The 24,311-nt window shown below is 44.2% G+C and carries 19 protein-coding genes; 6 read left to right on the top strand and 13 right to left on the bottom strand.

Annotation, left to right across the window (positions count from 1 at the left end; all coding sequences use genetic code 11):
• Window positions 1-87 precede the first annotated feature (87 nt).
• The 4 genes from glcT to G343_RS0106570 all read right to left on the bottom strand — a co-directional run bounded on the left by glcT (window position 88) and on the right by G343_RS0106570 (window position 3,938).
• A complete protein-coding gene (gene glcT / locus G343_RS0106555) occupies window positions 88-921 on the bottom strand; it encodes a glucose PTS transporter transcription antiterminator GlcT (protein WP_020007327.1) in 834 nt (277 codons plus the stop codon).
• 112 nt (window positions 922-1,033) lie between these two features.
• Window positions 1,034-1,516 (bottom strand): (Fe-S)-binding protein, encoded by a 483-nt coding sequence (locus G343_RS0106560; RefSeq protein WP_020007328.1) that lies wholly within the window; start codon window positions 1,514-1,516, stop codon window positions 1,034-1,036.
• 137 nt (window positions 1,517-1,653) lie between these two features.
• Window positions 1,654-3,153 carry an FAD-dependent tricarballylate dehydrogenase TcuA gene (gene tcuA / locus G343_RS0106565; RefSeq protein ID WP_020007329.1) on the bottom strand — a complete coding sequence of 500 codons (1,500 nt, stop codon included), beginning with the start codon at window positions 3,151-3,153 and terminating at the stop codon, window positions 1,654-1,656.
• Window positions 3,153-3,938 carry a class I SAM-dependent methyltransferase gene (locus tag G343_RS0106570; RefSeq protein WP_020007330.1) on the bottom strand — a complete coding sequence of 262 codons (786 nt, stop codon included), beginning with the start codon at window positions 3,936-3,938 and terminating at the stop codon, window positions 3,153-3,155. Before G343_RS0106570 ends, tcuA begins: the two co-directional genes overlap by 1 nt.
• Before the next feature lie 237 nt (window positions 3,939-4,175).
• Between G343_RS0106570 and G343_RS0106575 the strand changes: the two genes are divergently transcribed.
• Window positions 4,176-4,508: a winged helix-turn-helix transcriptional regulator gene (locus tag G343_RS0106575; protein WP_020007331.1), complete on the top strand. Its 333-nt coding sequence runs from the start codon at window positions 4,176-4,178 to the stop codon at window positions 4,506-4,508.
• 44 nt (window positions 4,509-4,552) lie between these two features.
• Here the strand turns inward: G343_RS0106575 and G343_RS0106580 are convergent, their stop codons facing one another.
• The 4 genes from G343_RS0106580 to gltB all read right to left on the bottom strand — a co-directional run bounded on the left by G343_RS0106580 (window position 4,553) and on the right by gltB (window position 13,345).
• On the bottom strand, window positions 4,553-5,719 hold the full coding sequence (locus G343_RS0106580; RefSeq protein WP_020007332.1) for an MFS transporter: 1,167 nt from the start codon (window positions 5,717-5,719) through the stop codon (window positions 4,553-4,555).
• Between the two features lie 113 nt (window positions 5,720-5,832).
• The gene (locus G343_RS0106585) at window positions 5,833-7,257 is read right to left on the bottom strand and encodes an SLC13 family permease (RefSeq protein ID WP_020007333.1); all 1,425 of its coding nucleotides are present in this window, start codon (window positions 7,255-7,257) and stop codon (window positions 5,833-5,835) included.
• A gap of 129 nt (window positions 7,258-7,386) precedes the next feature.
• Window positions 7,387-8,856 carry a glutamate synthase subunit beta gene (locus G343_RS0106590; RefSeq protein ID WP_020007334.1) on the bottom strand — a complete coding sequence of 490 codons (1,470 nt, stop codon included), beginning with the start codon at window positions 8,854-8,856 and terminating at the stop codon, window positions 7,387-7,389.
• Between the two features lie 16 nt (window positions 8,857-8,872).
• Entirely contained in the window at window positions 8,873-13,345 is a 4,473-nt protein-coding gene (gene gltB, locus G343_RS0106595; RefSeq protein WP_020007335.1) for a glutamate synthase large subunit, read from the bottom strand.
• A 118-nt stretch (window positions 13,346-13,463) separates the two neighbouring features.
• On the opposite strand from gltB, the gene G343_RS0106600 reads away from it, so the two are divergent.
• Window positions 13,464-14,345 (top strand): LysR family transcriptional regulator, encoded by an 882-nt coding sequence (locus G343_RS0106600; RefSeq protein ID WP_020007336.1) that lies wholly within the window; start codon window positions 13,464-13,466, stop codon window positions 14,343-14,345.
• Window positions 14,346-14,406: 61 nt separating this feature from the next.
• On the opposite strand, the gene G343_RS0106605 is transcribed toward G343_RS0106600, so the two are convergent.
• The 4 genes from G343_RS0106605 to G343_RS0106620 all read right to left on the bottom strand — a co-directional run bounded on the left by G343_RS0106605 (window position 14,407) and on the right by G343_RS0106620 (window position 18,547).
• Complete coding sequence (locus tag G343_RS0106605; protein WP_020007337.1) at window positions 14,407-15,462, bottom strand: tartrate dehydrogenase; 1,056 nt, start codon at window positions 15,460-15,462, stop codon at window positions 14,407-14,409.
• A gap of 21 nt (window positions 15,463-15,483) precedes the next feature.
• Window positions 15,484-16,914 carry an SLC13 family permease gene (locus G343_RS0106610; protein WP_020007338.1) on the bottom strand — a complete coding sequence of 477 codons (1,431 nt, stop codon included), beginning with the start codon at window positions 16,912-16,914 and terminating at the stop codon, window positions 15,484-15,486.
• A gap of 298 nt (window positions 16,915-17,212) precedes the next feature.
• Window positions 17,213-18,124 carry a glycine betaine ABC transporter substrate-binding protein gene (locus G343_RS0106615; RefSeq protein ID WP_020007339.1) on the bottom strand — a complete coding sequence of 304 codons (912 nt, stop codon included), beginning with the start codon at window positions 18,122-18,124 and terminating at the stop codon, window positions 17,213-17,215.
• A 102-nt stretch (window positions 18,125-18,226) separates the two neighbouring features.
• Complete coding sequence (locus tag G343_RS0106620) at window positions 18,227-18,547, bottom strand: oxidoreductase C-terminal domain-containing protein (protein WP_020007340.1); 321 nt, start codon at window positions 18,545-18,547, stop codon at window positions 18,227-18,229.
• Between the two features lie 257 nt (window positions 18,548-18,804).
• Between G343_RS0106620 and G343_RS0106625 the strand changes: the two genes are divergently transcribed.
• From G343_RS0106625 to G343_RS0106640, 4 genes are read left to right on the top strand one after another with little or no spacing between them, the layout of a single operon-like run.
• On the top strand, window positions 18,805-19,869 hold the full coding sequence (locus G343_RS0106625) for a branched-chain amino acid aminotransferase (protein ID WP_020007341.1): 1,065 nt from the start codon (window positions 18,805-18,807) through the stop codon (window positions 19,867-19,869).
• Between the two features lie 50 nt (window positions 19,870-19,919).
• The gene (locus G343_RS0106630) at window positions 19,920-20,126 is read left to right on the top strand and encodes a hypothetical protein (RefSeq protein ID WP_156823582.1); all 207 of its coding nucleotides are present in this window, start codon (window positions 19,920-19,922) and stop codon (window positions 20,124-20,126) included.
• Window positions 20,127-20,148: 22 nt separating this feature from the next.
• Entirely contained in the window at window positions 20,149-21,750 is a 1,602-nt protein-coding gene (locus G343_RS0106635; RefSeq protein WP_020007343.1) for a M20/M25/M40 family metallo-hydrolase, read from the top strand.
• 56 nt (window positions 21,751-21,806) lie between these two features.
• Window positions 21,807-23,189: an alanine/glycine:cation symporter family protein gene (locus tag G343_RS0106640; protein WP_020007344.1), complete on the top strand. Its 1,383-nt coding sequence runs from the start codon at window positions 21,807-21,809 to the stop codon at window positions 23,187-23,189.
• Between the two features lie 49 nt (window positions 23,190-23,238).
• On the opposite strand, the gene G343_RS0106645 is transcribed toward G343_RS0106640, so the two are convergent.
• Window positions 23,239-24,093 carry a MurR/RpiR family transcriptional regulator gene (locus G343_RS0106645; protein ID WP_020007345.1) on the bottom strand — a complete coding sequence of 285 codons (855 nt, stop codon included), beginning with the start codon at window positions 24,091-24,093 and terminating at the stop codon, window positions 23,239-23,241.
• Window positions 24,094-24,311 lie beyond the last annotated feature (218 nt).

Genomic DNA, 24,311 nt, shown 5'->3' on the forward strand with positions numbered 1-24,311 from the left:
AAAGAATCCACAGAAAAAAAGGGCATAAGTATACAGGGATAGTTAAATAAACCATTCCTATAAACTCATGCCCTTGCGGTAACACGTCTATTCAGAATAATATTTGAAATGTTGTATATGCATAGTTAGATATACGACTTCAGAGTCATAGACTTTTCTTTGCAATTTATTCTGTATCATCTTCATGATTTTCACTGCTATATTATAGCACACCGGATATTCCGCTTTCAACATCGCATCGAAGTGTTCCTGGACCGGCATGCTTTCCCCATTCATGACACGCTGCACACAAAAACTGATGTGTCTGACGAACCTGTCATATTGTATTGTGGTCTGATCCACTGTGGTATCAAGTCCATGTTCAATCATGGTAATCGCCTGGTGGACCACTTCAGATAATCGATTCATATCCGTCAATGACCGGTTGTATATGGAAGAGTGCACATGAAGTGCGATAAAACCGACCTCCGCCTCAGGCAGTCTCATGCCATATTTCTGATCAAACATGTCCACGACCGCTTCTGCTATTCTATATTCTTTCGGGTACAATGCTTTGGTTTCATTCACAAACGGATTGGCAATATCCATCCCTTCCTCCATCCGCTTCATAGAAAACAGAAGGTGATCCGTCAGGGAAAGGAGTATCCGGTTGTTGATTTTCGCAGAAGTCATATCATCAATCAGTTCAATCGCTTCCAGTGTCGACTGGAACAGCATTTCATCCGCCATGGTTAAAAGCGTCTGATAACGGCTTGTATCCTGCTGACCTTCCAGTTTGTATATCTTTTCCGCATCTACACTGTCAATCGTATCCCCTTGATTTTTACCAAAGCCAATGCCCCGGCCGATCAGGACGACCTCTTCAAATTCATCCCGGCCGATGACGACATTATTGTTTAAAGCTTTTTCAATCGTAACCAATCAATATCATCCTTCAGATGCTGTATTCTTCATCAGTATACATTAAAAAACCGCTGCCAGTCACTGATGTAAAGAAAATAGACTAATATCCATAATCCAGCCGGAACAATTCTCAATCTATCATTGTCATAATTTCTGAACCTTCTATAACCCTGTCTGAAAATTTTTGGGCACGATCGTACCAGACGGTACCAGGGACAAACAGCTTATAATAATCTTTCAGGGTCACACCGCTCCCATCAGTCGAGTTGATGATATAATCAAAGCGATGTGCTTCATATGCTTCTATGTTTTTCATGACCAATTCCAGCGCTTCATCAGATTCACCGGCATGGTCAGCCAGCCCATCGCTGCTTCTCTGATCCGGAAGGTATATAATCTTAACCTTCTTCCGTTCCAGCTTTTTAAGTGTGTGTTCGCAAATATCAGAAGCTTCAACATCAAAAGCACCGATGGAAACCCCTTTATACCGCATCGGTTTTTGAGCATCCTTCAAACCTCGGTTCAAACTAAAATGCGATGATGTACTGTATTGAAGTCTACTCAAGTAATTATTTATATCATATTCCAGAATATTGATAGTCCCATGATCCATTCACTCAGCCACCTTTATATATTTTACATCTTAACTATATTACCCTTATTGTATACGTTTTCATTGTGATAAATCAATCATTTTAAACAAAAAAATAAAAACTCCTGGAAAATCCCAGGAGTTTGTCAATCCATCACTTATTCTATTGCTGCCATCGAATGAATGTATTCTGCAGCAGAAATACCGGCAGTCCTGCCAAATACTGAACCTGACATTAAACCGGAACCGCCCGGATAGTTATGATAGAACAACTCCCCGACCATTTCACCGGCCACATATAGACCTTTTACAGCTTCTCCAGAAGTGTCCAGGGCTTCTGCACGATTGTTGGATTTTATCGCCCCGAATGTAAACGTGATGCCGCATGTGACCGGATAGGCATAAAAAGGCGCCTCATCGAATTTCAATGCCCAGTTTGTTTTTTCCGGAGACACACCTTTAGTGGACTTCCCATCCTTAATACTCGGATTATATTCTCCATCTTGGACAGCATGATTATAGTTTTCAATAGTTTCTAAAAAGTTGGATTTATCAACTTCCATTTTCACTGCCAGTTCATCTAAAGAATCTGCCTTGATGACTGTTGCTTCCTCCAGTTCATATTCTTTGCGGAGCATTGGACGGACTTTACTGTCATATAATTGAAAAGCTTTGTGGTTCGTCTGTTTCAAGGTTTCTTTGCCGTATTTTGCGTAGGTATAATTGCGGAAATCCGCTCCCTCATCCACGAATCTCCGGCCTTCCTGATTGACAATTAAACCGACCGGATAAGACGATTTCTTATATATATCACCGGGTTTGCTGTAATCTCCGACTTTTGGCGCATTAAAATCGGTCGTATGTGCATGACATCCATCATATTGTCCCGCCTGAGCAGCACCGGCTTCTGCTGCCATCCGGATGCCGTCACCTGTGTTATACTCACTGCCTCTGACAATCGCATTTTCCCATTCATCCCCCAGATGTTTCATCCGTTTTTCCTTATTTGCCTCAAAACCACCGCAGGCAAGAATTACTGATTTACATTTCACCAGTGTTTCTTGGTCATCTTTGTTAACAATAATTCCCGTTATCCTGTCATCTGTCTGTTCCAGTCTGACTCCGGGCGCTTCATACCATATTTCCACACCCTTTTCTTCCGCTTTAGCAAATAAAGCTTCTACCAGACCAATCCCTTTTCGCTCCGTCTTGACGGGGAGGCCGCCCCAGAAAATCTTTTTGCCCTCTTTTTCAAAATACTGATTCTCATTCATCACAAAGGATACACCCTGTTTTTTCATCCATTGTATTGTGTCGCAGGAATTAGAAATCAAATGCTCAGCTAACTCGGGATTACTTTTCCCTTGCGTCACTTTCATCAGATCATTATGGAAATGTGCATGCTTATATTCAGGCACCTCTATACTCCTGGCATCCTCTGCATTAAAGCCGTCGACCACATTTTTTATCCCTTCAATATCATTATAGGCAAATCGGATCGCCCCGTCGGTAAAAAACGAATTGCCCCCGCGTTTTGACTTCGGCCCCTTTTCAAGCATCAAAACCCCTGCACCCTGTTCGCTGGCCGAAATGGCTGCGCTGAGTGCGGCATTTCCTGTCCCTGCTATTACTACGTCAAATTGAGATTTAGTTGTCATCAAATACCCTCCCGATTACATTTAACACAGCTTAATAATAAAGCTTCTCCCTGGAATGATTTAATTCTATCGTTCTCGGATTGAATCTGGAATTTCTGTTTGATCTTTTCTGCAGCGTCAGTCAACAAATGATTCAAATTATTTTTCTCTGCAACTGATAAATGCATTCGATCGCACCAGTCCTCAAATTCAAATCGTTTATCAAAACGGTGTAATTCCTGAATATCAAACCCGTTTAGTTCCAGCATACGCAGCCATTCTGTCTTCTTCCATGCCCGAAAATGACTGTAATCTCTCATTCTCTCCACCTTGTTATAAAAATGGTCCAATTCATCGTCTTCAGGTGCAACATTATCATCCAATAGGAAACGACCGCCAGGTTTCAGGACACGATACACTTCTTGTACAAAATCTTCAATGTTAGAGAAATGATGTGGTGCAATCCGGCAGGTGACAATATCAAAAGATTCCTCTTGAAAAGGCATTCTTTCAGCATCACCTTCAACAAACTCCACATTGGAGCGTGCGTTTTCTTTTATAAATTTTTCAGCAGAACGTAACATTTCCGGAGTTAGATCCATCGCTGTCACCTTATGAACAAGCGGGGAGATGGCGTTGGCTGTATGTCCGCTGCCTGTGGCTGCGTCGAGAACGCTTTCTGTTCCCTTTGTGGCTGCCATATCCATCAGTGTATCCAAATCTCCTCCATGGCGGTGTATTTCACTGTTAACATAATATTCAGCGCTTTGACCAAATTGGTTTTTTATCTTTTGTTTGTTGTTCATGCATTCTCCATCCCTTTCTTTATTCGATTGCAAATTTAACTGAATTTTCAAATACTCATTCTTACCATTTACTTTATCACAAGTTTTAAAATAACTAAAATCTATCATTATTATAATATTATATAAGTTATTCTTATTTTATCTGAATAATTATCTTCAAATAATTTTTATGAGACAATATATTTAATTTGTAAATTTCCTGCAGGGGGGTATATAATACTCGTAGGGAGTGATTACATGGATTATTCAATCTGTCCAAAATTTGAAAATGCCATGGGAATTCTCGGCCAGAGATGGACTGGTCTGATCCTCTATCAGCTGATGGATGGACCGCAACGTTTCTGTAACCTCGAATCGTCCATGGGAGTAAGTGGCCGTGTGCTTTCTGAAAGACTGAAGACGCTTGAACATGAAGGAATCGTTAAAAGGGAAGTTTTTCCGGAAACTCCGGTAAGAATAGAATATATGCTTACTGAAAAAGGCGAAGCTTTAAGACCGTTTATGAATGAACTGCAAAAATGGGCTGAAAATTATTGTCAGCCTGCTGAGAAGAAACTGCAAAAATCCTGATGTAAAAAACAGCGGATCAAGTATTGATCCGCTGTTTTTTTACTTTATACCCTGTTGGATTCATATCTGCCATAGACGAGGAAATAGATGACACCGCCTATGGTGACAAGGATGAACATTGAACTGTACAGACCACTGTAACCGAGCAGCGGCACGAGTGTCCCCAATACATAGGAACCGACACCGAGGCCGAAATCGAGTGAGATGAAATATGTCGATGTTGCAAGCCCGACGTTTTTTGCGTCTGCAAGTTTGATGCATAGTGCCTGGGATATGGACTGGAAGTTCCCATATCCAAACCCGATTAACACGCCTGAAAGCAGCAGCATGAACCCTGTACTTGTCAGTCCCAGCATAAGATAACCGATAGCAAGTACGATGAACGCCGGATACATGACGACATTCGCACCTTTCTGGTCCATGATCCGTCCGGTAATGGGGCGGCTCAGCAATATGACGATGGCATATACAAGGAAGAAGTATGATGACGCCTCAACCAGATTCTGTGCTTCAGAAAACAATGTCATAAATGACAGCACTGTTGAATAGGCCATACATATAATGAGTACGACCAGACCAATAGGCATGGCTTTTTTATCGATCCATTCAAATTTTGGCTTTGGCTCCTTTTCAAGATCGACAGTTTCATTATCCGTTTTAACGAATAAAGTGAGCACCCCTCCCATCGATACGAGGATGAAAACGATTAAAAAGAGTATCTGATATTCGATATACTGCAAAAGAAAGAACCCCATAAACGGACCAAGTGCGGTTGCAATAACGAAACTCAGACTGAAATAACTGATCCCTTCGCCCCTTCTTGCCTGTGGCAGTGAAAGTGCCGCGATTGTCCCGACTGCAGTTGTAGCGACCCCGTTTGAGAGACCATTAAAAAAACGGACGATCAGCAGCAGCGCCAGATTGTCGGCCACAAAGTACAGACCGTATGTAACGATGAACATCACAGTACCGATATACATGATTTTTCTGGCACCGATCAGATTCAGCTGATGCCCTGTCAGCACTCTTCCTGCCAATGAACCGACGATGAAAATGCCGGAAACGAGCCCGGCCAGACTGGTGGAAATCCCGAATGCTTCGACTGCATAACCACTGATCGTTACCATCAGCAGAAACATTGCCAGCATGATTAAGAAATTAAAGATAAAAACGAAGATAAAATCTTTCGTCCACAGACGTTCTTTTGCCATCCAATCATTCCCCAGACTATAAAATATGATATGATTCACACCTACGTGAATCATATCATATCACGCTTTTTATCTCCCGAAAATTTTAGAGATCCCCCCTGTCTGACGCCAGTCTAAGCCCACCATACCCAATATAGATATGCGGCAAGAATGGATACAATGAAGAATGTGAAACTTGAAAAGACTGCCATAGTATAATGGTCCTTTTTAGTCAGCACCCCTTCCTTGAATGTAAAATATAATGTAGGAGAATGAATCGGAAGAATATTTGTACCGCCGATCATCATGATGACGATAAATGCCAGGACAAGTGCCGGCACCCCCGTCATATCCGCATATGAAATCATGACGGGGAAAATTACGATCACCGCAGATGTCGGTACGATGAAAATCATTCTGAATAAAAATACGGTGAACGTAACAATTATGATGTTAACCAGAGTATTTGCATTTTCAGGAATAATCCGGATCAGCTGCTCGGCGATTACCTGAGCAGTACCATTCTGATCCATAATTATACCCACAGACAAAGCGGCCCCTATCATCAGGAAATTTTCCCAGTTAAACGCTCGGATATCATCGTTGGTAATCAGGCTGATACCCGGTATCGAGTAAAGTACGAGCAGAATCATTGGAGGTAAAAGCACCGGCACCCTTTCAGGGTCTGTAAAAACCCATGCAGATACCATGAGGCCAAATGTAATGATCACAAACCAAAACGTTTTCGTCGGCTGATATTCATGATAATCATTCTGTACTGCCCGGGCGGAATCACCAAAATCCGCCTCGTTTTCTGATGGATATGAAAATTTCAAATAGTACCAGGAAAATATACTCGTAATGATCAGGGCACACCACAGCGGCGGTGCGATGATTAGGAACCATTCCAGCCAGCCCAGGTTCGCCACACCGTAATCATTTAACAACTGGGCTGCCAGCACCGGATAGCCCCCGCCTGTATAGACGATCATGGTACTGTTCTGATTGACGAAACCCACGACGTACATGGCGTATTTCTTGAACATGCTTTGCTCAGGGAGGGCAAAGGCATCATTCAGACTGTCCACAAAAGGGAGTACTGTTTTCAGTCTGGCAAACGCAGAAGGCATAAGTACAGGCAGTATTGACACTAACACCGGAAGTATCAAAATGATTTTCTTAGGGCTGATATTTTTCAACTTTAACAGTTTGCCGGATATCAGCTTGTCCGCATTCGTTTTAACGATCACTCCGCTCAATAAGGAAAGGATCAGTATGAAGTAGAGGGCAGAAGAAAGGAACCCGGCCATTGCATCCTCCACCGAGTCTGTCAGATTCAATATTATGATCATCAGGAGTAAAAGTATGCCTGCAGCCCCCGCGGGTATTTTTGAGAATGTCCAAAGATATATGGCAATGAGAAGCAGCAGCACTGTGCGTTCCTGCTCCGGATTAAACGCCTGAAGGACGGTTTCTGGAGCAATGACCGCAAAAAGTATGATGCCAATAATTATAAGCAGGTGCATTGAAAAATTTATATATCTGCTTTTAAAGCCCATCTCTATCACCCGTTCTGTGTCAACGCGCGCAATTTTTTACGTTATATCCATATTACCATACCTCTCATGATGGACATAGGATCAAAAACAAACGGGGAACCGCTGTGATCCCCCGCTTCTTTGAATTTATCAGGAACTTTTATAAAACATCTTGTTCTGTACTGCAAATTTGTGCGCTGCTTTAGCGACCCCGCGGCCTTCTTTGATCGCCCAGACCACAAGGCTCTGTCCGCGTCTCGAATCACCTGCTGCGAATACTTTTTGACGGCTGGTCCTGTAGTCATCTTCTGCAGCAGCTATCTTATTGTTATCCATCTGAAGCCCGAATGCTTTTGGCAGTTCACTCTCCACACCTTCAAAGCCAATTGAAAGGAGGACGAGATCCGCTTTAAAATACCTTTCCTGATCTTCAACGCTCAGCCCATTCAGTGATTCTTCCCCCAATACCTGGGTGTTCAATCCTTTTAAGTCACCGAGGAAATCTACATCATACCCCATTGTCTGAACCCCATAGGTTCTTGGTTCCACACCAAATTTCTTTTCATATTCAGCATGGGCATAATCGAGTTTGAACTCTTTCTTTTCAAGCGGCCAGAACGGATTGCCTTTTACTGCATCAGGCAGCCTGTCATACTTGTTGAACTGGAATACAGACTTACAGTCTTCCCTGAGTGCCATTGCAACACAATCAGCTCCGGTATCTCCGCCGCCGATGACGACGACCTGTTTATCCTTTGCAGAAATGGATGGCGCATCAATTTCATCGAACTGATACTTTATCTGCTCGGTCAAATAATCCATTGCGAATTGGATATCACGGCTCTGGCGGCCTTCCAGCTTCAAGTCACGCTGTTTCCTTGCACCAGTCGCCACGATGACAGCATCATATTTTTCATCCAAAGCTTCATATGTCAGATCCACACCGGCATTGATACCGCAATGGAAGCGGACCCCGGCATCTTCCATCAGAGACACTCTGCGTTCCACGACTTCTTTATCCAGCTTCATGTTCGGAATACCGTAACGCAGCAAGCCGCCCGGCTTCATATCACGTTCGTATACATCGACTTTATGGCCCCAGGCATTCATCTCATCAGCTGCTGTCAGACCGGCCGGACCGCTGCCGATAATCGCAATACGTGTACCGAGACGATGGTTCGGTGTCCTTGGCTTCACCCAGTCCTCCTTATATGCCTCATCGATGATCGTGCGCTCAATGCCTTTGATAGCTACCGGATCGCTGTTGATCGATAACACACAGGAGGACTCACAGGGTGCGGGACAGACCGCGCCTGTAAACTCGGGAAAGTTGTTTGTTTCAGCCAGACGCTCAAACGCTTCTTTAAACTGACCTTTGGAGACAAGATCATTCCATTCAGGAATATAGTTACCGATCGGGCACCCGACGGTTTCTTTGCCGACACCGGTGCCTGTCTGGCAAAACGGTGTGCCACAATCCATACAACGCGCACCCTGTTCGCTGGCATCATCATTACAGAAACGATGCTGGAATGCGTCATAGTTTTCAATTCTGGATTCCAGATCCTCTTCACTTTGTTTTTTACGGTCATATTTCAGAAAACCTTTGAATTCTCCCATATGGCAGTGCTCCTTTCTAGTAAATATTCATCTTATCAAGCTCAGTTTCGTCGACAGTCATATCATTATAGAATGCTTTTAATTCCGCTTCTTCCCGCGTCTGACTGGCATTCAGACCATGATTGATCCTCTGCTGCATCTTTCTGTATTCAGTCGGTATTACTTTGACGATTTCAAGTGCATCCGACTCCAATTTTTTAATTGTCGCACGTGCTTTACCACTGTCAGTGAAATAGGAATGGCCGTATAACAAATGTTTGACCTGTTCCAATTCCTCCTCATCCACAACTTTGCCCACTTCAATCATTTCGCTGTTCATGTTCACTTGATTCTCAATGAGCGATTTTTCATTGATGATATAAGCGATGCCTCCGCTCATACCTGCCGCAAAGTTTTTACCGATGTCCCCTAATACGACGACTCTCCCGCCTGTCATGTACTCAAGGCCATGATCTCCGATCCCTTCAACCACAACTTCTGCACCTGAGTTTCTGACGCCAAAACGCTCACCGGCGACGCCGTTGATAAATACCTGGCCACTGATCGCCCCATAGAGACAGACGTTACCGACGATGATCTCATGACTGCGATTCACATTGGGAGACTGTACAATGACACGTCCGCCCGAGATCCCTTTACCGACATAATCATTCAAATCCCCTGTATGATGAAGGGTCAGACCCTGCGGGATAAACGCACCGAAACTCTGACCGCCATGCCCAAAAGTATTCACTTTATAGTGACCATGGTCCAGCATACTCATGCCATGTGTCTTTGTAATTCTGCTGCCCAGTCTCGTACCGATATTCCTGTGTCTGTTGGTTATATGATAGGCAGCTTCATGTCTTTCTCCCATTTCCACCTTTTCATTAAAGTCAGGCAATAGCGCCGATTCATCCAGAGACCATTCAAACGGGTGTTTCTGCCCCTGTTCTTTTTTCCTGTCCCCTTCAATCATTGTAAGAATCGGCGACAGATCAAGTTCACCCATCTGATGCTGGCTGACTTTCGCTTCATCCACTTCAAGATGTTCCACGGCGCCGACCAGTTCATCCATAGATTTCAAGCCGAGTTCCGCAAGTATTTCCCTGATGTCTTCCGCGATGAAATGCATGAAATTTACAACGTGTTCGGCTTTGCCCTCATACAGTTTTCTGAGGTCCCCGTTCTGGGTAGCGATCCCCACCGGGCATGTATCTTTGTGACATGCACGCATCATGATACATCCGAGCACCACGAGCGGTGCCGTGGCAAACGCAAACTCTTCAGCGCCAAGTGCACAGGCAACGGCGACATCTCTCCCCGTCATCAGCTTACCGTCAGTCTCAAGTGTCACTCTCGACCGTAAGCCATTCAACTGAAGTGTCTGATGGGCTTCGGTCAATCCAAGTTCAAACGGGAGCCCGGCATGCTGAATGCTTGTCAGCGGTGATGCACCGGTACCGCCGTCATACCCGCTGATGACAATCTTATCCGCATAGGCTTTGGCTACGCCGGCAGCAATTGTCCCAACACCTTCTTTAGCGACCAGTTTCACCGAAATATTTGCATCCTTATTGGCATTTTTAAGGTCATGAATCAGCTGCGCCAGATCCTCGATCGAATAAATATCGTGATGCGGCGGCGGTGAAATCAGGCCGACTCCTGGTGTCGAGTTCCTAATTTCAGCCACCCATGGATAAACCTTCTGTCCCGGCAGCTGGCCGCCTTCCCCGGGCTTCGCCCCCTGTGCCACTTTGATCTGGATTTCTTTGGCACTGTTCAGATACTCGCTATGCACCCCAAACCTTCCGGAAGCGACCTGTTTGATGGCGCTGTTGTAGTTCGTTCCGTCTTCTTGAGGTGTGAAACGGTCAGGGTGTTCCCCGCCCTCGCCGCTGTTGCTTTTTCCACCAATCATATTCATGGCTTCAGCCAGTGTCTGGTGGGCTTCCTGAGATAATGAACCAAAGCTCATCGCACCGGTTTTAAACCGTTTGACGATGTGCTCTTTCGGTTCAACCTGATCGACGGGAATGGATCTCCGATTTTTAAATTTAAGCAGATGCCTGATACTTGAATGATGACTTTCCTGCATATGGTTTTTATATTCATCATACGCTTGCGGGTCGTTCGTACGGCATGCCTGCTGCAGCAGTCTGATTGACTCGGGATTCACCACATGGTAGTCACCCTGGAGTCTCCACTGGAACCTGCTGCCCGATTCGAGATACTCAAGTCTCATGTCCTGCTGCCTCTTGTTGTTTGCATCTATATCTTCAAGCGATAATCCGCCGATTTTCGAAGTCGCCTGGCCGAAATACTTTTCCATCACGGATTTACCGATCCCCACGGCTTCAAAAACCTGGGCCCCGTGATAGCTCTGGACCGTTGAAATGCCCATCTTGGCCATCACTTTGATCAGACCTTCGGTCAGCGCCTTATTATAAGCGGATATTATTTTAGTATCCCCTTCGTGGAGTGCGACCAATGTTTCCTGGGCAATATACGGCATGACCGCATTTGCGCCGAAACCGACGAGTGTTGCCACATGATGAACTTCCCTGACTTCTGCTGTTTTGATGATGATGCTTGTCTGCATGCGTTTTTCATTTTCAATCAGCGCCTGGTGGACCGCACTGACAGCAAGCAGTGACGGTATCGTATAAAACGAATCATTCGAGGTGACCTTGTCGTCACTGAGTACGATGACGCCATACTCATCCGCTTTCCTGACCGCTTCTGCTGTAATCCTGTCCAGCGCTTTTTTCAATTCACCCTGATAGGTAATGTCCAGACCGGTAATATTCAATGCTTTGACGTCTTCACGTTCCAAAGTCCGGTGATCGATGACCGGGCGCTCTAGCTGAACCCTTTTCAATGCAGTGAAATCCGGCTTGATCAGATGTCCTTCGCCGCCGAGATATACTGTTTCGCTCGTCACAATCTTTTCCCGATAAGAATCGAGCGGCGGATTTGTCACCTGCGCAAAGTGCTGTTTAAAATAATCAAACAACAGTTTCGGACGGTCTGACAGAAAGGCAAGCGGCTGATCGAAGCCCATCGCGCCAATCGGATCTTTCGCCTGGCTGGTCAACGGTTCCATATACTTTTCGATATCTTCTTTTGTATATCCGAAACGGACCAGCACATTGTGGAGGGTCTCTGTATCCAATTCGTTCCTGTGAAGCCCTGGGATAGACACCGATTCATTCCGTTTTTGATCCATCCACTCACTGTATGGTTTTTCAGTTGCGATGCCATGTTTCAATTCATCATTCTCAATAATCCTGGATGCATCAAAGTCCACAAGCAGCAGCTTACCCGGACTGAGCTGTCCTTTAAACGCAACTTCCTTCTCGTCCACATCAACAACGCCGACTTCGGATGAATAGATAATTTCATTTTCATCCGTTACATAATAACGTCCTGGCCTCAGACCGTTCCTGTCCGTCAGCGCACCGAGCTTATGATTATCACAGAAGCTGATCATGGTCGGGCCGTCCCAAGGCTCCATCAGATAACTGTAATATTCATAGAAATCCCTGATCACCGGATTATCATAGTCCTGATATTTCCACGGTTCGGGGATCATGATCATGGCTGCCTGCTCAGGAGGCATGACCAGACTCATGAATTCCATGACATTATCAACAAGGGCTGAATCACTGCCCGCTTCATCAATGATGCTGATGATTTTCTCTCCCTTTTCACCATAGACATCCGTCAGCCATTGCTTCGTACGCGCCTTCATCCAATTGATATTCCCTTTGATCGTATTGATTTCACCATTATGCATGAGCAGGCGGTTCGGATGCGCCCTTGCCCAGCTCGGAAAAGTGTTCGTGCTGAATCTCGAATGCACTGAACCGAATTTCGATACATACCTGTCGTCACTCAAATCCAGATAGAACGTCCGGATCTGTTCTGAACGCAGCCAGCCTTTATATACAATCGTTTCATTGGAAAATGAGGTCACATAATGGCCGACATTTTCATCATCCAGATTCTGCTCGATCATCTTTCTCATATAATAAAGATCCAATGCATCATGACAGTCCGTAAGCACCTGCATGAACTGAGGCATCGTTTCTCTCACGTTTTCTGCGATTGCCTGTTCATCGACCGGCACATGGCGGAACGCCAGTACGTCCTGCCCTGAATCATTCACCGTCTCTTCAACAATCGTTTTGAATAATTCCAAAGAGGCATCTGAGTCAATCAAATACATGCCTGCAGAGTACTGACCAAATTCAGGAAGGCTGACGGAGAGTTCCGCCTTGAACAATGCGTGAGGGATTTCTGTCATAATACCAGCACCATCACCTGTCACCCCATCAGAACCAATACCCCCGCGGTGATCCAGCCGTTCGAGCATTTCGAGAGATTTTAAAACGATGTCTCTGGAACGCTTATTATCCATGTTGGCGTAGAAACCGATGCCACAGGCGTCATGTTCATTTTTGGAATCATACAGACCTTTTTGTCTGATTGATTGATACAAACTCATAGTGAGTCACCTCTTTTTCTGAATAATTATGTAATTCAATATTATCCATATATTCATCTATACAATCAATATATCAATGATATAATATTCATATCAGAATTAGATCGGCGGTGATTCAATGGAAATTAAGCAGTTGATTTATTTCGTAGAAACTGCCCGGCAGGAGCATATGACAGAGGCATCTCTGGCACTGAATGTCGCACAATCCGCACTGTCCAGACAAATTAATCTGCTGGAAAATGATTTGGGAATTCAGTTATTCAAAAGGGAAGGCAGAAATATAAAATTGACGGCTGAAGGTGAGGATTTTTACGAAGATGCCGTACAGATCCTTGAAATTGTCGATCGGACAAAGGAAAAGATTACAGGCAAAGCGGATAAGAAAGAAAATACATTCAATATACATATCACAAGAAGTGATATGACTGCGAAATTACTGCAATCCTTCCAGCAATTTCTGAGGCAGGCGGATACATTGGACTTTTCCATACAGACTGCTGAAGAAAACGAACTGGAAGGAAAGCTCTTTGATCAGACGCTTGATATTGCGGTTTCCACCCGTAAAATGCACAGCGATCAATTAAGAAGCACACTTCTATTTGAACAGAATTTCTATTACGTATTCCGGGAAAGTGAAAAGATCAACCTGCCGGTGCAGGCGACTTTAAGTGAGCTGGAAGAATTTCCAATCGCAACACTTGAGCCCATCATAGATATGAATCAGACATTTAAAAACAGCCGCGTCTATAACTACAATGACATATCCATCATCCAGCACCTGCTCATGCATCATAATCACGTCGCCGTGTTGACCAACGACGAAGCCAAACAGCTTTTATATAATTACCCTAAATTTACGGTGCACAGTCTGAACCATTTGAACATTTCACAGCCGATGTATGTCAGCATGCTTAAAAACACGGATAAACCATTTGTCAGCAAATGGTTCAACCAATTAAAACAGGAATTCATGATGATGTCGGAACGCTTTATGAATTAGGCGAGAGCAACGAAAAAGGCGTAACCTGAGTCCAATGGTTACGCCTTACATAATGCATATTTCACTTTTGGAGCCTTTGTACAATCTCATCCGTCACTTCTCTCGTTGTATGCCTGCCGCCGATGTCAGGGGTCAGAATACCGTCGGCAGTGACACTTTCCATTGTTTGAAGGAGATGATCCCCCATTTGGGTTTCCCCATGATGATCAAGCATCATTTTCGCCGTCCATATCTGGCCGATCGGATTCGCCATATTTTTACCGGCAATATCCGGCGCCGAACCATGGACAGGTTCAAACATCGACGGATGTCTGCCGTTCAGGTTCAGATTGGCTGAAGGCGCAATGCCGATACTTCCCATGAGACCTGCGCCGATATCTGTCAAAATATCTCCAAACAAATTACTGGCAACGATTGTATCAAAGCGTTCCGGATGGGTGACAAACATCGCCGCCAAAGCATCGATATGCTGGGAAGCTGTCTTGATATCCGGATATTCAGCCGCTGTTTCCTTAAAGATTTCATCCCAAAACGGCATGGAATGAAAAATGCCATTGGATTTTGTCGCACTTGTCACATGCCCCCGCCTGGATCCGGCCACTCGGAAGGCATGTTTCATTGCCTGGCTGGTTGCCCGTCTGGAGAACACATTGTTCTGTATAGCGATTTCATCATCACCCTGAAACATCCTGCCGCCGACAGAACTGTATTCCCCCTCACTGTTCTCACGGACAACCAGGATGTCAAAGTCTTTAGGGGAATGGAGCGGTGATTGGATGCCCCTGAACACTTTTGCCGGCCGCATATTGATTTCCAACTGGAACTCCCGCCTGATTTTAAGGAGTAATCCCCACAAAGAAATATGATCCGGCACTTTGGAATCATCGCCGACAGCCCCCAGAAATACGCTGTCAGACTGACCGAGACGTTCCAGGCCGTCTTCTGCCATCATTACTCCATGCTTCAAATAATAATCACAGCCATAATCGAAATGTTCATACTCAAATTTCAGCCCGCCATGTATACCGGCGATCGTATCCAGCACTCTCAATGCTTCCGGAACGACTTCATTGCCAATTCCGTCCCCGGGCACTGCAGCTAACTGTATCTTTTTCATTAGTTTCCTCCACCCTTCTTTCTACGGCCAGAATCCGATCCATCGCCAATAAGTGAATGCCACGGCAATCATGATGATGATACTGGCAATTGTCGACAGGATTCCCGGCAGCATAAAATCTTTCTGACTCACTCTTCCCGTACTGTGCACGACTACATTGGGCATGGTTTCAACGACGAGTAAAAAGCCCAATAGCATGGTAATGGCAGACGCCACTGACATGACCACTGGATCAAGTCCGGACTGAACCGACAGGCTGATCAAAACAGGCAGCAGTGTGATAACAGCCGTTGACACATTCGTTACACCCAGATGGTAGACATGGGAAAGGATGATGATGATCGGAATGGCCAGCCACGGGTTACTGAATATATCAACGACGATCTGAGGCGACACCAGCAGTTCGAGCAGATCAATGGCGCCTGATTCGATCAATGAATAGCCGAGAGACAGCGTTGCCCCGATCAGAAGCACCATGCCAAAATTGATATTCAGCATTTTCTGCCATTCAACAAAACCGGTAACCGGCAGCCCCATCAGCACTGCTGCCAGGAGCGCACCGAATGTGGGATGATAACCGTGCCATGATTCAGTGAGCCAAATGATGATCGTAACAATTAAAATGACGATGCATTTCTTCTCATCCACACTTATTTTACCAATCTCGCGATTCTTTTTCTTCATTTTCTGATGGAGATTTTCAAAAGAAGATACTTCCGGTGTATAACATTTCCAGACAATATACATGATGACTACTGTAAAAAGCAGCCACATCGGGGCAGCATATATAAACCATTGCAGGTAGGAGACCGATTCATCAACGTACAATCTTAAAATTTCTATCGTCAGTATATTACCAATGGCAGCCGTCAGTACAGCCACTCCGCTGATATTTACGGCGAAAGCCGTGCCGATATAGAGCAGCTTATTAAAATTTGAGTCCTTACTGACACCCGTTTCTTCTATTATATTGGAAATCACCGGCATCATCAGCGAAGCTCTGACTGCGGTCGCCGGAATGAAAAAAGCCTGAACCTGCATCAGGAGGACCAGACCTGTGTAAATGCCTTTCGCAGACCTTCCCATAGATGACAGCAGGGCATAAGTCATCCGCCTCACCAGCGGCGTACTATTTACACCAATGGCCATCATCATGCCGCCGATGATCAGAAAAACAGCCGGAGACGCAAAACCGCTCAGAATCACTTCGATTTCCACCGGTCTTAATACCATCAGCAGGACCAGAACGATCACAGACGTCAGGTCCAGCGGTATGGGGGCAAACGCCCAGAGAATCAAGCCATACAGCATAATGGCAATGGTGCTCCTCTCAGACCATCCGATACCTTCTGGCAGGAGGATTATCACTGCCAGAAAAAGTACAGTGGCAGATAGAAAAACAGCGACACTTGCCATACTGATTTTATTTGACCCTCCATCATTCGCTGCCATTCCAAGCATCCCCATTCCAGGCATTTCTCATACTATGTAAAGAAAATACAGCATTTGAAATACTGTATTTCCCTTATTGATTCATTATGCCATATTTTTACGTCGTATTTAACTCTTCATTTCCGTTGCGTGCTCTTGAATCTGCTTCGTGCGGTTTTTCTTTGTTTAAAAATTGAATCATAAACGTGGAACGCCAATATCATGCATGTTTGAACGGGGAACGACAAAATTCGGATGGTGACAGGGACCCTAACAAAAACTACCCAGATCATCTAACCCGGGTAGTTCTAATAATCATTTATTTGGTTGGTAATTCTTCTATGCTGTCAATATCCATGTATTCTGGAACAACAAATCCTTGTCGTGCTCCTTCTAAATTAGGGCCTAAATCTACAATTTCATCTTTATATTCCTTATAATAGGCATCCGAGCCTGAAGGGAGCCAGGCCATTAACATGCCATCAATGCTACCATCAGCAAGAGACTGCCATGCAATGCCCATATCAACCATATTCAATTCAACATCGTAACCTAATTCTTCAAGAGCGATCTTAACAACATTTATTGAAGCGGCTGCTGACGACCAATTAACATAGGCTAACTCTACAGTCTCATCTTCTACTGGGGCAATACCCTCTTTCCAATCGTCAACTTTATCCCGATTGTTTTCAACCCACTTTTTAGCTACTTCACTTGCTTCAACGTCATCATCTTTAGTTTCTGATAGAATTTTATTCATGTCTTCTGGCTTCCATTTAAAGTTGTCCAGAAATTCATAAGCAGAATTCTTTTCGTCCTCAAGACCTTCTCTTACTAATGTATGGATTTTTTCGGATTCACCTAAATGTCCTTGGGGGTCGTCTAAGAATTTCAAATCATATTCTTCAAATGCCCAGTGTGGCTGCCAAAGTGTCACAACAATCGGTTCTTCATTTTTAATGGCTTCATCTAAAGTTGCCAACATGGGTCCTTCAGAACTTGGTGTTAAATCAAGATCCAAGTCATAACCCTCAACGGCATTTTCAGCGATATCCATTGTTCCAGATCCTGGATCAATACCTACAATCTCTTCAATGTCAGCTACGTTATTACTGTTTGCCTCATCTGTATTATTACTTTCAGCCTCACTGGCCTCATTTTGACAACCAGCTAAAATCAATATCACACTAACATTTACAATAACAATCCATTTTTTTGAAAATAAGGTCATTGTCTTTATTACCATCCTTTCTATAAATAGTATTGTGAGCTATTGTGTCCGTTAAAAGGATATCCTTTAGCATTCGAAAAAGACTTGTATTCAAGCATATATTTATGCTAAGGATCGCTGTAATTTTTTCAATGGTATAGATTCATCTGCTAGATCTTTTGGAGCTATAGGTATTTGTTGCTTAATCATTTTTCTAACAGGCAAAGCGTTTTTTGCCTGATTAGAAATGAAAGCTGCCTGAATAATATTTTGATTATCCAAATAAAAATAAGTGAATGCATTTGATTCCATCGATCCGCGCTGGATAATTTGAGTCCATGTCTTGGCATGTCCGAAATATTGAAAACGATTTTCATATTGATCTGACCAAAAGTAAGGTGTATACGTGTAAGGTGACAACTGCGGATAAATTATGTTTTTCATTAAATATTCTCCTCTACAATGATAATGAATATTAGTTTAAATTTTATGTATTAATTTTTATTGTTACGTCCGTAACATAATTGAAATCATAATTGTCAGAAAATATATTGACTTTTACCCTGCATAATTGTTAAGATGTAAACAATTTTAATTGAACGGGTATGCTGAATATCCATTGAAGTAGAACCCAGTTCCGTGCAATTGCAGGAAATTATCTTTTAAAAAATGTTAAAATATTCATACAGGAGGGATTTGCCATGTCTCAAACACTACAAATCGAAAAAGCTAACCAGTTGAAAGAAAAACCAGATGTATCCACCGTTTCATTTGGCACGGTATTTACAGATTATATGTTTACCAATAAATACTCACCGGAACATGGATGGCAGGAACCTTCCATCATCCCTTACCAGAATTTGGAGCTGTCCCCAAGCTGTCAGGCTATTCACTATGGCCAGTCCGTATTTGAAGGATTGAAAGCTTACAAACAGGGAGACGAGGTCCTCCTGTTCAGACCCGATGAGAACTTCAAGCGCATGAACCAGTCACTTGCTCGCCTCTCCATGCCTGAAATCAATGAAGAAAATGCACTCAACGCGCTTTATGAACTCCTGAAACTGGAAAGGAACTGGGTGCCCGATGGCGAAGGTCAATCACTCTATGTCCGGCCATTCGTATTTGCAGATGAACCATTCCTGGGTGTCAGACCTTCCAGAACCTATCAGTTCAATATCATTCTTTCACCGGTTTCCAGCTACTACGGTGCCCAATTGAGTCCGACAAGCATTTATGTAGAAGATGACTTCGTCCGTTCAGTACGCGGCGGCGTCGGCTTTGCCAAAGTGAGCGGCAACTATGCCGCCAGTCTGCTGGCGCAAAAGAAAGCGAATGAACTCGGCTATGAACAGGTATTGTGGCTTGACGGTGTGAATCAGAAATATGTCGAAGAAGTCGGCAGTATGAACATCTTCTTCGTCAGGGACGGGGAACTTGTCACCCCTGAACTGAACGGCTCCATCCTGCCCGGCATCACGCGTAAATCCATTATTGAACTCGCCGAATACAAAGGATACACCGTAAAAGAAGAAGAGATTCACATCGATGAATTGGCGAATGATCTCAACAGCGGGAGAATCACTGAAGTATTCGGTGCAGGCACTGCAGTGGTAGTCTCTCCTGTCGGTATACTGAATATCCACGGCACGGATTATATTGTTAATGACAACCAGCCGGGCGAAATCGCACAGGAATTTTATGATCACTTGACTGACATCCAATATGGCAGAAAGGAAGATCCGTTTGGCTGGATGGTAAGGCTTTAACCACCCAAAAAGGCACAGGCTTACTTAAAAGTCTGTGCCTTTTACTGTGAGTGAGTAATATAGAAAAAGTAATGTCGATCAGCAGCTATCTAATTGGACAGTTAAAGAAATCACTTGCTTTGCAGAAAGCGCCGATCGAGAATGATCGCTATGCGGAGTTCATGAAATATGATAAGGAATTCCATCTTATTCTTGTTTCACATAACCCAAATGCGGAACAAAGATTTTTAGACTATTATCTGAATCGCTCAACCTGAATGAGACAGAGAGGATGTTTTAATGAACTGGGAAACAAAGGAACAGCTCGAAGACCTTATCTGCCGCCTGGTTTCATGGGAGTCCAGAAGTGGTACTGAAGGGGAAGTGCGCTTTCCATTCAGACTGAAAGAAGAGCTGTTTAAACTCGATTACTTTTGGCATCAGCCGGAATATTTGGAAATGTACGAAGCCGGCGGCGGCCGCAACGCAATTTCTGCGTTGTATAAAACCGAGAAGTCTGAGGATACAATCGTTCTGATGAGCCACTTTGACACAGTACATACAAAGGAATACGGTGCTGCCAGCCATCTGGCCTGTGCGCCCCGTGAACTTACAGACTATTTCAAGAAAATTACGGACGATTTCCCCCAAAACATTCAGACGGATATCTTTTCGGATGAGTATCTTTTCGGCCGGGGCACAATGGATATGAAGATGGGGCTGACACTTCACATGCATCTAATTGAGAAGGCTTACAAAGAGGATTGGCCAGTGAATATTCTCCTGCTGACTGTTCCGGATGAAGAGGTCGATTCGGCGGGCATGCGCTCAGCAATGGAAAATCTGGATCAATTGAGAGAAAAGCACGGTTTGTCGTTTTCCTTATTCCTGAACAGTGAGCCAAGTTTTTCACAAAAGCCGGAGGATCCGAACTATTATATCTATTCGGGGTCCATCGGAAAAATTATGCCGTCCGCTCTCTTCTACGGCGTGGAAACCCATGCCGGAGAACCGTTGAGCGGTTTAAATGCCCATTATATGTCATCTTTTCTGAACCAGAGGATGGAATTCACGGATGCATTTACAGAAACCGCGTATGACGAGCAGACGCCGCTGCCAGTCACTTTGAAAAATTACGATTTGAAGGAAGATTATAACACTCAGACATCCAATCATGTGGCCGCCCTTTATAATGTGTTCATGATGGAACAGAATGTGGATGATATTTTCACCAAATATCATTCAATCGTCAAAGAAGCGATGGAGGCATGCCAGTCGCAATATGAAAATATATGTACCCGGGAAAATATAACACCTGTTGGTCATATAGACACAATGACATATGATGCGCTTCATCAGTATACACTGGAAAAACTGGGGCGTGAGGAGACAGAGTCGATCATCAGTGAATATGTCAGCAGGGATGACCTCGATGACCGGGAGAAATCGATGCGGATTGCCGACCGGATGATTACCCGGTCCAAAGAACTCGTACCGCTCGCAGTCACATTTTTCGCTCCGCCTTTTTATCCTTCCGTTAACGCATCGGAAAGCGGGCTGGTACAAGACATTGTCCGTTTTACGCAAACCTATCTGGGAGAAAACTATGGCATCCATCCGATTGAAGTTCATTATTTCAATGGAATTTCTGACCTGAGCTACGTCACTTATGACAGCCATGACGACAGCTGGGAAACCTATAAAGACAATACACCGGTGTGGGGGATGACCTATACTGTTCCTTTTGAAGAAATGCAGAAATTCCAGGTGCCTTTTATCAATATCGGCCCCTATGGCAAAGATGCCCATAAACTGACAGAAAGACTGCATAAGGAAAATGCCTTCGAAACCACCCCTAAACTGCTGGTAAAAATGGTTGAAAATTTTTTCATTGCCAGGTAATATCATAGTATGTATAAATATTAATTCATATAAATAATAATGCAAAGGGGTTTTCTATGGAAATCATTACAGCAATCTCGGACTTCCTCTGGGGATATCCAATTATCCTTATGCTCTTTTTCACGAGTCTCTACCTGACATTCAAGCTGAAATTTTTCCAGTTCAGATATCCCCTTTACATCTTTAAACAGACGCTTGGCAAGGTCGGGAAAAAATCCAAAGGGGAAGGGACCATCACTCCCTTCCAGTCTTTGACCACAGCATTGTCTTCCACAATCGGTGCTGCCAACATTGTCGGTGTGCCGGTGGCGATCATGATGGGAGGTCCCGGCGCCGTCTTCTGGATGTGGGTCATTGCTGTTGTCGGCATGTCGTTGAAATTCGGGGAAACTGTTCTCGGCATGCATTACCGGGAGAAAAATGAAATCGGAGAATACGTCGGCGGACCGACCTACTATATGAGAAAAGGGATCAAATGGCCGCTGCTTGGTAAAATTCTTGCTACATGGTATGCCGTATTCCTGATGATTGAACTTATTCCAAGCATCATGGTACAAAGTAATTCCGTTGCGAGCACGATTGAAGAATCATTTTCACTCAGTCCGTGGGTTACCGGGACCGCTATAGCACTTGTAGTCGCAATTGTCGTCTTCGGCGGGGTAAAACGCGTCGCTAGAGTGACTTCAGCATTGGTGCCGTTTATGGCATTATTATATATACTGGCCGGTCTTTTACTGATTATAATGAATGCCCCTCAAATCCCGGATGCCATTGCACTGATATTTACAGAAGCATTCAATCCATCAGCCGCACTGGGCGGCGGTGCCGGTGCAGTCCTTGCAGAAACCATCCGCTGGGGCTTCGCCCGCGGCATCTACAGCAATGAAGCGGGCATCGGCACTTCCTCCATTGCGCACGCTGCAGCCAAAACTGATCATCCAGTCAGGCAGGCATTCTGGACAGTCATCGAAATCATCATCGATACACTGGTTATTTGTACAGTGACCGGAATGGTCGTCATCATTTCAGGCGTATGGCAACATGATGACGCGGCGAACGACAGCGTACGTGAAGCACTGACGGCCAGAGCATTTGGGGAAACATTCGGGACTTTCGGCAGTTCCCTCATCTCCATCTCCCTGATATTCTTCGTCTTCTCCACAATTACTGTTGTTGTATTTTATGGTGCCAGACAGGCGGAATACTTATTCGGTCTTTGGGCCGGACAAGTGATGAAAGCAATTTATGTCATATCGATCGTAATCGGTGCGGTCGGCGGGGCAACCATCCTATGGGCCTTCCTTGACCTGACCCTGTTCTTTGTCATCCTGCCAAACGTCATCGCCGTTATACTCATGTCACCAAAAATTGCTGAGTTGAAGGATGAATTCTTCAAATCGGGCAAATACTACAAGAAAGATGTCAAAGAAGAAAATTAAATGGGAGTTAATCGATGAAAAAGTACCGGATGGATTATCCGGTACTTCTTCATTCATCATCCATCTTATAGTCCTGTACCGCATCATGGGTCGTGTCAATCTTCTCGAAAATATCATCCCCGGATTTAATGGCTGTTCTCATAAATAGGGCATCCACCAGAAACAGCTGTGAAATCCTCGCTGTCATCGTACCGATTCTGACGTTATTCTCTTCAAGAGAAGTACTGAGTACGATGTCTGCTATATTTCTGGCCGGAGAGCTGATGGACTGAGTCACGAGTATCGTCGTCACATCGTTGCTGCGGCATCGTTTAAGGATATCGATAACTTCTTTTGTTCTGCCGGAAGTTGAAAATATTACGACAGCTGCTCCTTTTTCCAGCACCGGGATTTTAGTAAGCAGGACGTGATTGTCAAAGGGCACGACTGCTTTGATACCAATTCTCATCAATTTCAAAAACAGATCGTCACTCGGCACCCGTGATGCACCGATGCCAAACAGCACAACTTCAGAGGCATTTGCCAGCGCCTCTGCCGCGTGTTCTATCTCTGCGTAATTCACTGTCTTATGTGTGCTGTATAACGCACTAATTGTATTATTCAAAGCTTTATCCAGGGAATCATTAATCTCATCTTCCGTCGACAAAGATTTGGAGTAAACTTCCCTCTCCGGCCGCGTATGTTCTTTGGCCAGGTCTACTTTCAAAGAACGTAAGCCCTTCAAACCGATCTTCTTGGAAAACTTTGTGATGCTTGCCTGGCTGACCCCTATATTCAACGCGTTTTCTGCAATACTTGCATTAAGAAACGAATCACGATTGTTTAATATATAATCGGCAATCAATTTTTCCTTACGACTAAATGAGCCCCGTTGACTTCTGATATGTTTTGTTACTGAATACATATGCCACTCCCATTCAAATTGAATGATGTCTCCCCGCCGGACACAAGGAAGAAAATTGACATCATACAATTTACCTAATTTGATATACTTATCTGATACTCTAGCATAATATTGTGCAAATTGTAATTCCTTTTTTGTAAAATTTGGAAGTTAAGTTTTATATATATTTATCGTCAAATAAGAAACATTATTTTTTCAAAAGCATTGTTTGACAACCA

This window comes from Salinicoccus albus DSM 19776, from assembly GCF_000385175.1.
GTDB lineage: Bacteria > Bacillota > Bacilli > Staphylococcales > Salinicoccaceae > Salinicoccus > Salinicoccus albus.